At 64.0% G+C, this 13,555-nt stretch carries 11 protein-coding genes and 1 tRNA gene; 6 read left to right on the top strand and 6 right to left on the bottom strand.

Annotated elements, in window-relative coordinates; all coding sequences use genetic code 11:
* Position 1: 1 nt before the first annotated feature.
* From acnA to OXT71_20430, 3 genes are all read right to left on the bottom strand, one after another.
* Entirely contained in the window at positions 2-2,707 is a 2,706-nt protein-coding gene (acnA, locus tag OXT71_20440) for an aconitate hydratase AcnA (GenBank protein ID MDE2928759.1), read from the bottom strand.
* 102 nt (positions 2,708-2,809) lie between these two features.
* Positions 2,810-4,243, bottom strand: coding sequence for a dihydrolipoyl dehydrogenase (gene lpdA / locus OXT71_20435; GenBank protein ID MDE2928758.1), 1,434 nt, complete (start codon positions 4,241-4,243; stop codon positions 2,810-2,812).
* Positions 4,234-4,689, bottom strand: coding sequence for a pyridoxamine 5'-phosphate oxidase family protein (locus OXT71_20430; protein ID MDE2928757.1), 456 nt, complete (start codon positions 4,687-4,689; stop codon positions 4,234-4,236). The genes lpdA and OXT71_20430 overlap by 10 nt, the downstream gene beginning before the upstream one ends.
* A 93-nt stretch (positions 4,690-4,782) precedes the next feature.
* On the opposite strand from OXT71_20430, the gene OXT71_20425 reads away from it, so the two are divergent.
* The 4 genes from OXT71_20425 (at position 4,783) to OXT71_20410 (ending at position 8,636) form a co-directional block, all read left to right on the top strand.
* A tRNA-Ile gene (locus OXT71_20425) sits at positions 4,783-4,859 on the top strand.
* Between the two features lie 135 nt (positions 4,860-4,994).
* On the top strand, positions 4,995-6,890 hold the full coding sequence (locus OXT71_20420; protein MDE2928756.1) for a metallophosphoesterase: 1,896 nt from the start codon (positions 4,995-4,997) through the stop codon (positions 6,888-6,890).
* A 23-nt stretch (positions 6,891-6,913) separates the two neighbouring features.
* A complete protein-coding gene (locus OXT71_20415; protein MDE2928755.1) occupies positions 6,914-8,278 on the top strand; it encodes a membrane dipeptidase in 1,365 nt (454 codons plus the stop codon).
* 97 nt (positions 8,279-8,375) lie between these two features.
* Positions 8,376-8,636 carry a hypothetical protein gene (locus OXT71_20410; protein MDE2928754.1) on the top strand — a complete coding sequence of 87 codons (261 nt, stop codon included), beginning with the start codon at positions 8,376-8,378 and terminating at the stop codon, positions 8,634-8,636.
* A gap of 64 nt (positions 8,637-8,700) precedes the next feature.
* Here the strand turns inward: OXT71_20410 and OXT71_20405 are convergent, their stop codons facing one another.
* The 3 genes from OXT71_20405 to OXT71_20395 are packed head-to-tail and all read right to left on the bottom strand — an operon-like array spanning position 8,701 to position 10,762.
* The gene (locus tag OXT71_20405) at positions 8,701-9,189 is read right to left on the bottom strand and encodes a GNAT family N-acetyltransferase (protein MDE2928753.1); all 489 of its coding nucleotides are present in this window, start codon (positions 9,187-9,189) and stop codon (positions 8,701-8,703) included.
* A 35-nt stretch (positions 9,190-9,224) separates the two neighbouring features.
* On the bottom strand, positions 9,225-9,977 hold the full coding sequence (locus OXT71_20400) for an MBL fold metallo-hydrolase (protein MDE2928752.1): 753 nt from the start codon (positions 9,975-9,977) through the stop codon (positions 9,225-9,227).
* A complete protein-coding gene (locus tag OXT71_20395) occupies positions 9,977-10,762 on the bottom strand; it encodes an aldolase/citrate lyase family protein (protein MDE2928751.1) in 786 nt (261 codons plus the stop codon). Before OXT71_20395 ends, OXT71_20400 begins: the two co-directional genes overlap by 1 nt.
* A gap of 221 nt (positions 10,763-10,983) precedes the next feature.
* Here OXT71_20395 and OXT71_20390 point away from each other — a divergent pair, with 221 nt between their 5' ends.
* Complete coding sequence (locus tag OXT71_20390; GenBank protein MDE2928750.1) at positions 10,984-11,436, top strand: SRPBCC family protein; 453 nt, start codon at positions 10,984-10,986, stop codon at positions 11,434-11,436.
* Positions 11,437-11,679: 243 nt separating this feature from the next.
* A complete protein-coding gene (locus OXT71_20385) occupies positions 11,680-13,425 on the top strand; it encodes a putative DNA binding domain-containing protein (protein MDE2928749.1) in 1,746 nt (581 codons plus the stop codon).
* The last annotated feature ends 130 nt before the right edge of the window (positions 13,426-13,555 follow it).

Raw genomic sequence — 13,555 nt, 5'->3', positions numbered from 1 at the left:
GTCAACTCGCCAGGGACCTCAGAACATAGTGCAGGATGCCCCGGTGTTGGAAATAAGACATCTCATTGGGGGTGTCGATTCGAACCAGGACCGGGAACTCGATGTCGTCGGCTCCGGGAGAAGAGACGCGCATCCGGAGGGTAGCCCCCGGCTCCAACCCTTTCGAGAGGCCGGTCAGCCCGTAAGTCTCGAAACCGTTCAGTTCCAGCGATTCCCGATTCTGCCCGTCCACAAACTGGAGGGGTAAAACGCCCATGCCGATGAGATTGCTCCGGTGGATGCGCTCGTAGGTCTCGGCCAGAACGGCCTCGACTCCCAGCAGCCGCGTCCCCTTGGCCGCCCAGTCCCGGGAGGAGCCCGAACCGTATTCCTTGCCGGCCAGAATGATCAGCGGTGTCCCTTGGCGCTGGTACTCCATGCTGGCGTCGTAGATGGAAACCACATCGCCTCCGGGCGAGCATCGGGTGTATCCGCCTTCGACGCCCGGGACCAGCAGATTCCGGAGCCGGATGTTTCCGAAGGTCCCCCTCACCATGACCTCGTGGTTGCCGCGGCGCGAGCCGAAGGAGTTGAAGTCGGACGGTTCGACCCCTTGCTCCATGAGATAGCGGCCGGCGGGTCCGTCCACCGGAATCGCCCCGGCCGGCGAGATGTGGTCCGTGGTCACCGAGTCTCCCAGCAACGCCAAGGCCCTCATTCCATCCAGGTCCCGAAGCGGTTCCGGGTTTCGAGGCATCCCGTCAAAGAAGGTCGGCCTCCGCACGTAGGTGGAATCCGCCTCCCAGGAAAAGCCCCGGCCCTCGGGCGCGGGCAGCTCCCGCCACCGCTCGTTCCCACTGAAGACGTCGCCGTACTTCTCCCGGAACATCTCCGGCAGCACCGCTTCCGCGATCACCGCCTGAATCTCCTGGTGGGTCGGCCAGATGTCCCGCAGATAAACCTCCCGTCCCTGGGAATCCTGCCCCAGAGGCTCTTGGTACAGGTCGTGATCCATGCGGCCGGCGATGGCGTAGGCGACGACCAGGGGCGGCGAGGCCAGGTAGTTGGCTCGAACGTCCGGGCTGATCCGGCCCTCGAAGTTTCGGTTGCCCGACAGGACGGCGCAAACCACCAGGTCGCGCTCGTGGACCGCCTTGGAGATCGGCGGGGCCAGGGGACCGCTGTTGCCGATGCAGGTGGTGCAGCCGTAGCCCACCAGATCGAACCCCAGAGCGGCCAGGTCTGCCATCAGGCCGGCCTTCTCCAGGTACTCGGTCACCACCTTCGATCCCGGCGCCAGACTGGTCTTGACCCAGGGTTTCCTCACCAGACCGCGCTGGACCGCCTTGCGAGCCAGGAGTCCGGCCCCCACCATGACCGACGGATTCGAGGTGTTGGTGCAGCTCGTGATGGCGGCGATGACCACGGAGCCGTGGTCCAGGTCGAGGGCGCCGGAGCCGTCCCCGTCTGCTTGCGCGACAGGCAGCATATCCGCGGCGGCGGGTTTTCCGTTCCCGGCCGATTGGGACACGAATTCCAGAAACGCCGGCTTCGACTGCGTCAAGGGGATGCGGTCCTGAGGACGCTTCGGTCCCGCAATGGCGGGTTCGACCGAGGCCAGATCCAGGCTCAGAGTGTCGCTGTATTCCGCCTCCGGGCTGTCGGGACCGTGGAACATGCCCTGCGCCTTGGCGTAGCTCTCCACCAGGGCCACCTGCTCCGCCGGCCGCGCGGTGAGCCGGAGATAGCTCAGGGTCTCGTCGTCGATGGGAAAGATGGCGCAGGTGGCTCCGTACTCGGGGGACATGTTGCCCAGAGTCGCCCGGTCGGCCAGGGAGAGGCCGGCGATCCCGGAACCGTAGAACTCCACGAACTTTCCGACCACGCCCTTTTCCCGGAGCATCTGGGTGATCCGCAGCACCAGGTCGGTGGCCGTGGCTCCCTCGGGCAGGACCCCGTGCAACCCGAATCCCACGACCTGCGGCAACAGCATGCTGATGGGTTGTCCCAGCATGGCGGCTTCCGCCTCGATACCGCCCACGCCCCAACCCAGAACCCCCAATCCGTTGACCATGGTGGTGTGGCTGTCGGTTCCGACGAGGGTGTCGGGGTAGCAAAGGCGGTCCCCGTTCTCTCCCGGCTGGAACACGACACGGGCCAGGTACTCCAGGTTGACCTGATGGACGATTCCGGTGGCCGGGGGAACGACGCGGAAGTTGTCGAACGCGGTCTGGCCCCAGCGCAGAAAGGCGTAGCGTTCCAGGTTGCGCTGAAATTCCTTCTCCACGTTGAACCGGAAGGACCGGCGGGTCCCGAAGGAATCGACCTGGACCGAGTGGTCGATGACCAGCTCGGCCGGGACCAGGGGGTTGATCCGGTCCGGGTCCCCTCCCATCCCGATCATGGCGTCCCGCATGGCGGCCAGATCCACGACCGCGGGAACTCCAGTGAAATCCTGCAGCAGAACCCGGGCCGGGCGGAAGGCGATCTCGGGCTGGGCATCGGAGGACGGTTGCCAGTCGGCCAAACTGGCCACGTCCTCGGCGGTCACCGTGATCCCGTCCTCATGCCGGAGGAGATTTTCCAGCAGGATCTTCATGCAGAACGGGAGCCGGGAGACATGGCCCACCCCGCGCCGCTCCAGCAACGTGAGATCGAAAAAACCGGCTTCGAGGTTTCCAGTCGTCAGTGTGGATCGACAGCCAAAATTGTCACGGTTCTCTCCCATGTTGGATCGATCCTTTCTCGGCAGCGGCCCCAAAATACCCCTGATCGCCAACGCAAGGCAAACGATAGCGGCGGCATCCCGGCCGCCGACCAGGAGCGGCGCCTAAAAGACGCCCCTCCTCTTTCTTGGCGGGCGGTAAAGGTGGGTGGGCTGGCCCATGAAGGACTCCGCCGCCTCGCCCAGGGTCTCGGAAAGGGTGGGATGGGCGTGAATACAGAGCGCCAGATCCTCGGCCAGGGCCGCCATCTCGATGGCCGCCACCCCTTCCGCGATGAGCTCGCCGGCGTGGGCGCCCACGATGCCGACTCCCAGGACCTGTCCCGAGTCCGGATCAAGAATCATCTTCGTCAGCCCCTCGGGCCTTCCCATGGTCAGGGCCCGGCCCGACGCCGCCCAGGGGAACCGCACCACCTGAATGTCCTGACCCTCGTCCCTGGCTTCCCCTTCGGTCAGGCCGCACCAGGCCACCTCCGGATCAGTGAAGACGACGGCCGGAACCGCTTCCGGCTCATAACCGGACTCCTCGCCGGCGATGACCTCGGCGGCCACCTTGGCTTCCCTCGTCGCCTTGTGAGCCAGCATGGGTTGGCCTGCCACGTCGCCGATGGCGAAGATGGCCGGATCATCGGTCCGGCATTGGGAATCCGTCCGGATGAAGCCCTGGGCGTCGACCCTCACCCCCGTGTTCTCCAGACCCAGGCCCTCCGAGTTGGGACGGCGGCCCACCGCCACCAGCACCTGATCGAAGACGACGGAAACCGCCTGGTCCGGCAACTCCAGCTCGACCTCCAGTCCCCGGCCCGTTTCCCGAACGCGGCCGACCCGGCTCCGCAGATGGATGGCTTCGAAGAGATTCTGAAGGCGTTTCGCCAGAGGCCGGACCAGATCGCGGTCGACGCCGGGAAGCAACCCGTCCAACATCTCCACCACGGTGACCCGGCTTCCCAGAGCCGCGTAGACCGTCCCCAGCTCCAGGCCAATGTAGCCACCGCCGATCACCAACAGGGTTTCGGGAACCGTCTCCAGGTCGAGGGCCCGGGTGGAGTCCAGGAGGCGGGAGCTGTCACGCGGCATTCCCGGCAGAGCCACGGGGCGCGACCCCGTGGCCAGGACGGCGTGATCGAAGGCGATTTCCGCAGCTTCTTCGCCCTCCACGGCAAGCCGGCCCGAGGACAGGAATCGAGCTCTTCCCCACATCGATTGCACGCCGCGCCGCCGGGCCAGATCCGCAACTCCGGACGCGAGCCGGTCGATGACCGAGGTCTTCCAGGCCCGGAGCCGTTTCAGATTCACCCTCGGCTCTCCCACCTCGATCCCCAGCCGATCCGCCTCGCGGATCTGTCCCAGCAGGCCGGCCACATGGAGCAACGTCTTCGAGGGAATGCAGCCGTCGTGAAGACAGACGCCTCCGGGCCGTCCCCGGGCGTCCACCAGGATCACCTTGAGCCCCAGATCGGCCGCCCGGAACGCGGCCGCGTAGCCTCCGGGACCGGCGCCGACCACAACGGCGTCGGCCCGGTGATTCGTCAGTTCCATACCATCCTCCGTCTCAACCGGACTCGACTCTCAAGCCATTCTTCACCGGCTCCGAACCGGATTCCGCTTTGCAGGAACACGTCCCCTTCCTCGGGCAGCGGAGAGTCTTCCAACACCGCCTCCACCCGGAGCCGGAAAACGGAGCAGGACTCCCGGTCCCCCTGCCAACGAGCCCGTCCCTTGACGTAGACCACGTAGTCGCGGTTCACGAACAGGAGAGTACAGCGTCGGCCGGATTTGAGGAAGCGTCCCGTACGGCTCCCGACGTGGACGAAAAAGCAGAGGGACCCGTCCTGGAGGAACAGTTCGAGATAGGACAGGAGAGCGACATGAGGATACCCTTCCGGGTCTACGCTGACGAGCGGAACGGCTTCGGAAACCGGAGGATCCTTGCGGATCTCGGCGATGATCCGTTCAGGTATTTCGACCCCCACGTTCCTGGCCACAGGCTCCATTCTACCTTAGCGGGAGGCGCCTCCACGGGGCCGGGGCCGGTTGCCAGGTTCTTCCGGGCTGGGCTATAATTTTCGTTTCTGCAAGGGCCTATAGCTCAGTTGGTTAGAGCGCACGCCTGATAAGCGTGAGGTCAGTGGTTCAAATCCACTTAGGCCCACCATTTTCCTGTCCGGCGACGTGTTGCCATCGAAAGAACCCGGAGCGGCGGCATTCCAATCGCCGAATTCCCGAAATTCGTCTATTTCTCACATTTCGTTCGTGACGAAGTCCCAGGAAGGCGCATAGAATTGAGCCCATGAAGACAGGAAACACCACCATCCGCCGTTTGTTCATCCTGGGCGTGCTCTCGGGACTGGGACTGGTTGCCGCATGGACCCCGCCGAGCCGGGACTCGGGGAAGCACCCGACCCGTTTCCCCGAGATCGAGGGACCCACGCCGTGGACCGCCAAGGGTTTGCTGAACAGGCCCGAGGACTTCCAATTCATCATCGTCTCCGACCGCACCGGCGGACACCGCGAGGGCATCTTTCGCAGCGCGATGGGCAAGATCAACCATCTGCGGCCGGAGTTCGTCGTCAGCGTGGGAGACCTCATCGAGGGGGCGACGGACGACCTGGATCAGGTCGAGCGGGAGTGGTCCGATTTCCGGGACGCCGTCGACATCCTCCGGATGCGGTTCTTCTACGTGCCCGGCAACCACGACATCTGGGACGACACGGCCTGGCGGGAGTGGACGAAGCGGTTCGGACCCACCTACTACCACTTCCTCTACAAGGGGGTCCTCTTCCTCTGCCTGAATACCGAAGACGGGGCTCCCAGCCGGATCGGACCCGAACAGGCGGCGTTCGTGCGCCAGACGTTGGAAGCCAATACCCAGGTCCGCTGGACCCTGGTCTTCCTCCACAAGCCCCTTTGGGCCTACCAGGCAGATTCGGGGTGGGAAGCGGTGGAAAAGGCCCTGGCCGGCCGGCCCCACACGGTCTTCGCCGGCCATCGGCACCGCTATGTCCGCTACGAGCGCGCCCAGTACAAGTACTACCAACTGGCCACCACCGGCGGCGGCAGCCCCCTCTCCGGCGTGGCCCACGGCCGCTTCGATCACGTCAGTTGGGTCACCATGACCGACGACGGACCCGTGATGGCAAACCTGAAGCTGGACGGGATCCTGGGAGAGGACGTGCGGACCGAGGCCATGGCGCGCCTCACGAATCGGCTCCAAGGGGAACAGGCGGTTCGACTCGCACCCATCACAACCGATTCCCCGGGGCGGGGACGGACCTCGCTTGCGATGGAAAACCGGGCGGAAATCCCGCTGGAGGTTCTTGTCCGCTGGGAAGCGCACCCGCACCTGACGCCGTCTCCTTACGCCGTCGTCAAGACGCTGGAGCCCGGTACAACGGAGAAACTGGAGGTCAAGCTGAGTTGGCCCGAATCCTGGCAACCCACCGCCGAGGACGCCCTGGCGGCGGAAGTACGCACCACGTACCGGCCCGATCAGCTCCCGCGCCCCGTGTCCTGGACTCGGACGATCTACGCCGCTGCGGAGCACCGGCCGTTGATCGCCGGCCTGGCCGGCGGCCCGCCGGCCCTTGACGGACGACTCGACGATTGGCCGTCCCTTCCCGTCTCCCTGGCTCGACCCCGGCAGAAGACCGGAGACTCCGCTCATTGGACCGGCCCCCAAGACCTCAGCGCCCGCTTCGGTCTGGTGCAGGACGGGGCGTACCTGTACCTGGGCGTGGACGTGGAGGACGATCGCCGGATCCACCTGGCCGGCAGGCGGTCTTCGCTCCGGGACAGCGTCGTCCTGTACCTGGATCCCCGTCCCGCCGAAGTGGGTGGAGGTCCGGACCAGTCCGATGAGGCCGGGACGAAGGGGACCGACCGCACGGTTCGTCTCGCCCCGGATTCCCAACCGGGAGCCGCCATCGTCTTCCGGGGACGGGACCCCATCGACGGCCTGCGGGCCTGGAGCGCACCCAACCCGGCCGGGTATTCCCTGGAGGTGGCCATTCCCCATGCGTCGCTGGATGGGATCGCCGGGGGCACCTGGCGGACCTTGCGCGTGAACCTGATGGTTCGGGACGTGGACACTCCCACCGGATCGCGGGCGGACCTCTGGTGGCGGTCCGGTTGGGGGACAATGGAATCCAATCCCGAATCGGGATGGTTTCGCCGATTCGAGAGGTAACAGTCCAACCGAAGAAACGGACCATGAAGCAATTTCCGTTCTCCAGGCGTTCGCTCCTGCAAGGGACGCTCGCCGGCGGCCTCGGCGCGGCGCCGTACGTCTACTCGCGGGGGGCCGTCCCCACGCCCGAGGCTCTGACCGGCAAATCGCTGAGGGAACCGATCCGGTCACGCGTGATGGCTGGAAGAGCCACCATCCTGGACGAATTGAAGCCGACTCCGAAACAGTTGGAACACGGCCTGCAACTCCACCATGACGCCTACGTCGCCGATCTCATGGGCGCGGTCTACGTCGCCGCCGCCATCGGCCAGCCGGGGCCGCGACTCCAGCACAAGCTCGCGTGGGACCGGCGGGAACTGGAATCCGGGGGCGTCGACCCGCGGGAGGCCTCCCGCCGGGTGCGCCGAACCTGGTGGGAGCACAAACCGCTGGAGTCGGCCTTCGAAAACGGCTGGCAGGAGGACTGGAGGGCACTCTACCAGCTCACGGGGTTGGACCTCGCGGTGGAGGACAACGCGGGACACTACACTTTCGATCAGTGCCTGCGCTGGATGGCCACTTCCAATCTGGCGTACGCCCGCTTGCCGGACGTGGTGCGGATTGCCGGCGCCAAGGACCTGAGCAGGGCCCGCAGCCAGGGGAAGTTGGGCGTTCTCTCCCAGCTCCAGGGCGTCCACGCGCTCTGGGTCCCCGGAAAGTCGGTGGAGCACCTGGACCTGTTCTACGGGCTGGGCGTGCGCATGGCTCAACTCACCCATACCCACTCCAACGCCGTGGGCTGGGACGCCTACCAGCTCTGGCACCGCGACCGTGGTCTCTCGCAGGAAGGCCGCCAGGTCGTGCGCCGGATGAATGAACTCGGCGTCGCCGTCGATCTCTCCCACGCCGCCCGCCGGACCGCACTGGATGCGGCCGAGATCTCACAAGAGCCGGTGATCAACAGTCACACCGCCTGTTCCGCCGTCTACCGGGACATCGATCAGCGCAACGTGGACGACGACTACCTCCGGGTGGTGGCGGGAAGAGGCGGCCTCATCGGGATCTACATCATCGACCATCGCCTCTGGGAGCAGGGGGACCCTTCGAACCGTTCCAAGTGGAACAGCGATCCGCCCCGTCCGGCGACGTTCCAACAGTTCGCCCGCCACCTGGAACACGCCGTCAAGGTGGCCGGCATCGACCATGTCGGCATCGGCACCGACCTGACCTATATTCCCAACTATTCGGCCCGGCCCATGGAGTGGAGCAACTGGCCCTACTGGACCGTCGGCCTGGTGGCCCGCGGCTTCAGCGACGAGGAGATCCGGAAGATTCTGGGCGGGAATGCGCTGTGGTTTCTGGAGCGGGTCCTGGACAAGAAACCCTGGGGAACCTATGGATCCGGATAACCGGCCGGCGAGGGCAACATAGATAATTGTTGGATTATTTGATTGTCCTGATTGCCCGAGGTGAAAACATAAATTACTAGAGAATCGAAGACGAAAGATGCAAAAGAATCCTTTCTGCTACGCTCTGATGCGCCGGGGAAAAGCCAATCAGGACTTGCTGTTCAAGCGCCGCTACGGCACTGCTACAGGCAAGTGTGGTTTCAACCTGTGGGCGATGCACTTGGATATTGATGGTTCCGATCCGGCGTCAGTACTCATCTTCGTTCGGGGAGACGTGCCCGACGATAAGATCATGAGTGAGATCAACAAGGCGCAGACCTATTTTCGGGAACAAACCGAACAAAGGTTTGAGGCGTGACCGGTTGTGTCTATCGTCCCCGTTACCTTGCTGGGACGATCCTGGTTTTCGTCCCGAGAGCCCGCTAACAAGTCTCCGTTCGGAAGACCTTCATGCCTCTTGCCCTGTAATTGGGCAAGGCGCTCGGATGATCGAGAGTGCAGGTGTGGACCCACACCCGTGTCGTTCCCTTCCACGCCCAGGCCGACTCGATGGCGTGCGACAGGAGGTAGCCTCCGAAGCCTCGGCCGATGAATCCCGGCGCCAGGCCGAAGTAGGCGATCTCCACATCGCCGCCTTCCTGCCGCAGTTCGTAGTATCCGGCCGGGGATCCTCTGTAGTGAGCCAGCCAAGTGCGAAGAGCGTCGCTCACCGCGTAAGTCTTCCACTGTTCATCCGACCAGGAGAGCTTGTCCGTCCACTCCCAAGACTCGCCGACATATTGATATAAAAACCGGTTCAGCTGATACGCCTTTATCTCACATTCATATACTTGTAACCCTCCCGGGTCCTTCCTGGACCTGAGCCATGAAGGCGATCTCATCTCCAAATAATATGTCGTGACTTCAGGCACGTTACTATATGGAGGTAATATTGCTTCCGCCGGAGTCAATAGGGCGCCACACAAAACTCGGGAAGTCCGGCCGTCGCCTGGTAGCCCGACGGTTCCATGACCACGATAGTGGGCCGTCCGTTGCGGTCGCGCTGCGCCGGGAATGTGATGGTGTGGTGCCGGGCGAGGATGACCGGGTCACGCGGCCGCCGATTCAGAAAGACGTCCACCGGACTCATGTTGCCACCGGGAACCCCCCGGAAGCCGAAGGGTGGCAGAGCGTAGTGCATGGGAACGATCCAGGTGGGCTGCAGGATTTCGATCATCCGGTCCAGGGCGTCCAGCGGGACGGTGAACCCCTCGCCCACCAGCGCCAGCAGCACGTCGCACCGGCCGGCCCACGGCTCCAACTCCTCCCGTCCCAGTTCGTATCCCACGTCTCCCATGTGCGCGAACCAGAGGCCCCCGGCCTGGAAGGCGTAGAGGGCGTTGTCTTCGGGGCCGTCGGGATGATCCGGCGTCTCCGCCGCCGGAATGGCCGCCACCGGTTGGCCGTTGATGGTCTCCTCCGCCCGGCCATTGGCCACGTCCAGGGCGTTGATGACGTGCGGCTCTCCCCCGACCAGGGACACGTTGTCATGCAATTCATCGGTCAGCGAGCTGACGATCACGACATCCCCGTCCAGACTCATGCCGTCGTTACCGAGACCCGTAATGGTCAGGGTGAACGGGTCCGTGACCAGCGTCGGCCTTCCCTCTTCCAAGACACGAAAGCAGGCATGCCCTACAAACTCGAGTCGAACCGCCATCACACCTCCCCGCCCTGAAATTGGCGCAACGTCTTCACCAGCGCCATGCGCTTCATGGCCACGTCGACGCCCACGATGAAAATCCGGACGCCCAGATCGGAATAGTAACGCGCTTCGCCGGGCCCCGACGCGGACATGACCGAAATCTTGCCCGCGTCCCGGGTCACCCGCAGGATGTGCTCGATCCTGGGGGCCAGATACTCTTTGGCTTCCCGGCCGCTGAGACCCAGGCCGGTGGCCCAGTCCCCGGGGCCCACGGAGACCATGTCGATTCCGTCGAGGCCGACGATCTCTTCCAGGTTCCCGTACCCCTCATCGCTCTCGAACATGACCATCATCCGCACCGTCCGGTCGGCTTGGCGCAGGATTTCCAGGGAATCGGGACCGAGTTGAAAACCGGTTCCGGCGCCGGTGGAGGAGACGCCCCGCTGTCCCAGGGGCGGAAACTTCCCCAGTTGAACCAGGAGCGCGGCCTGTTCCACGGTCCGGACGTCCGGCAAGGTCACGATGCGGACACCCCCGTCCAGCAACGGCTGGACGTTGGTTCGCAGCAGCTCGGGGATCCGCACCAGGGGCACCATCCCCAGGTGCTCGATGCTCCGCGTGAGCCGGATCAGCTCGGAAATGGACTGGGGACAGTGCTCCAGATCCAGCCAGACCAGGTGGTAGCCGGCCTGCGCCATCAACTCGATGTCGGTCAGGGTCGCGTCCCGGCAGAGGACGCCGTAGAGATGTTCGTGTTCCTGGAGCAGTTCGCCGAGTCGATCCGAAACGAGGTGGGCCATCGATGCCTCCGATCCGGCGCCAAGTTTACCCAGGAGGGAGCATCGGCGGCCAGCCCCGCGCCGTCCCTTTGCTTTCGGGATTCGTTGAGACGGTACCCGGGCCCGGGAAACCCGAACTGGATAGACTGATTGGTGGATCGGGGACGTGTACGGTTCCGGCAGTGCCCGTCAGCATCACTTCGGCCGACCGGTGGGGTCGTCGAGCCACGGACAGGACCCGTATGAGAATTTTCGAACTGAACAGCGAGGTCGAGGTCGCCCGCCGGACCGTAGACGTTTTTCCCTTCTTCTCGGACGCCTTCAACCTGGAGAGGCTGACCCCTCCCTGGCTCCGATTCCAGGTGGTCACGCCCGGACCGATCCGCATGCAGGCGGGAACCCGGATCGAGTACCGCTTGCGCCTCCGGGGCGTGCCGGTCCGCTGGATCAGCGAGATCACGGCCTGGGAACCACCCCATCGATTCGTCGACCGGCAGGTCAAGGGCCCCTACCGCCTCTGGATCCACGAGCACCGATTTCGCGACTCGGGAAATGGCGCGATCTGCGAGGACACGGTCCGCTACGCCGTCTGGGGCGGCGCCCTGGTGAACTGGCTGGCAGTCGGGAGAGACGTGAAGCGGATCTTCGACTACCGGCGGGAGAAGTTGCTCGAAATCTTCGGCTCGGGCGCGTAGATTTGCGGCCACTCCCCTTGGGGTTTCGACCGCAGGACGCAGGGCCTCTTCGGAGGCCCTTGCTTTTTTGGACCCAGAGGAGAGATTGTGATGAAGGACATGGCCGACGGTACGCCGACGGCAATGAATCTGCAAAAAGATATACAGCGAATAGCAGTTTAAGCCGCGCAACAAATACCGGTAGTTCGTTCAACTGGCCCGCAAGGGCAGGCATCTAAATGAGGCCACCGAAGGGTAGATGCGATGTCGGTCGATGCTCCTCGTTTTTGGGAACAGGTTCGACTCGGTGAAGACAGCGGTCTCGAACTGAAGGAAGCTCAGTTTCGGGGCCGCCGGGTCTCCGCTCCTCGACGCGCCGACCTCGCCGACGAACTCGCGGCCTTCGCCAACTCCCGCGGTGGCCGTCTCGTCCTAGGCGTATCGGATGACCGGAAACCCCAGGCGCCTGACCCAACGCAATTGGACGTGTTGGCGAAGTTCGTGACGGAAATCTGTGAGGACCTCATCAAGCCCCGGCTGGATTTCAGCATCTACCGAGTTCCGGCACTTGCGGGCGGTGGTGTGCTATTCGTGGAAATCCCCGTCGAAGTGACCGTTTATCGCTCCCCTGGGGGCCATTTTCAGCGCCGGGGGGACCGCAAACGGCGGATGCACACTGCGGAAATCCGCCGATTGATGCAGTCACGGGGACAATCCGACGCCGTGGCCACTGACACGCAGGTAGTCCGTGATAGCGGAATCAACAGCTTGAGCCCGGAACTATGGCGACGGTATGCGAGTTCGCGTGTCAACGAGCCCGACGAGGTCAGCCTATCGAAGCTGAAGTTTCTCAAAGATGATCTTCATGGAACGCCCCGAGCCACGGTCGGCGGAGTGCTGCTGGCCTCCAAAGATCCCCGGGGTGCTCTGCCAAACGCCTACATCCAAGCCGTCTGCTACGACGGCAACCAGATGGACGGCAATCGGCAACTGGACGCCCAAGACATCAGCGGGCCTCTCGACCGACAAATACGTGGCGCAATGCGTTTCGTCGTCCGCAACCGGCGCATCGCGGCCCGCAAACGGCCGGCCCGCCAGGATGTGCCTCAATACAGCGAACGCGCGGTCTTCGAGGCCGTGGTGAATGCCGTAGTGCACCGAGACTACGCCGTGCGAGGATCGAAGATACGTTTGTTCATGTTTGACGACAGACTGGAACTCTACTCTCCGGGTGGTCTCTGCAACTCCATGACCCCTGAAGACCTTCGCACCAGTCAGTTCACGCGCAACGAACTCCTGGCCTCCCGGCTGGGGCAATGTCCGGTCGGGGACGTGCCCGGGGCTGGCGGGCGGCGATACTTCATCGAACGGCGTGGCGAGGGCATCGGCGTAATCGAGGACGAGACGTTCTCGCTCGCGGGAGAGAAACCAGTCTTCGAAGTGATCGGCGACCGGGAATTGAAGCTCGTCCTGCCGGCGGCGAGTCCACCGCCTCCGGACGGGGTCGCGGCGCGCATCACGATCCGTCACGACGGGACCGGCGAACCGATGCCCGGCGTACACGTGCTACTTCTTTATCCCAACAAGACGTACAGGGAAGAGCGTACCGATGCGTTCGGTCGAGCCGATTTCGATCTCTACGCGCGGCTCCCCATGATCGTGTTCTCCGCCGCGCCGGGTTTCGCGGCCGGAGTGACACGGGGCTACTTGCCGGACCAACCCCTCGAAATTCACATGAGGCCTCTCGTCGATGGAGGCTCGCTAATCATCGCTGAACGTACCGGGCGCCTCCCGGGTATCCAAGGACGGCTGAATCCCATATTGGACAACTTGGACCGAACCTATCTCTACGCCAACAATGTAGCCATCAACGACGGTCTTCAACAGCCGGTTCACTTCAGTCTCAACGAACCGGTCCGTCTGACTGATTCGCTGGGCTCAAGTGCGACGTTATGGTTCCGAGAAATGGTCGGTTCATCGTGCGTTTTCGATTACCGATTCAGTCTTTGACCGAGTTTCCGGTCGCGCCGGGACTTGGGCGAGTGACAGTAGAATCCGGGCGTTTCGCGCCGGGACCCGATTCGCTCGGCTTTACTCAAAAGAGGAAACGACAGTGACAATGGCAGCACGGCCTGGAACC

Source organism: Acidobacteriota bacterium, from assembly GCA_028874215.1.
Taxonomy (GTDB): domain Bacteria; phylum Acidobacteriota; class UBA6911; order RPQK01; family JAJDTT01; genus JAJDTT01.
This window is presented reverse-complemented; position numbering and strand designations above follow the sequence as displayed.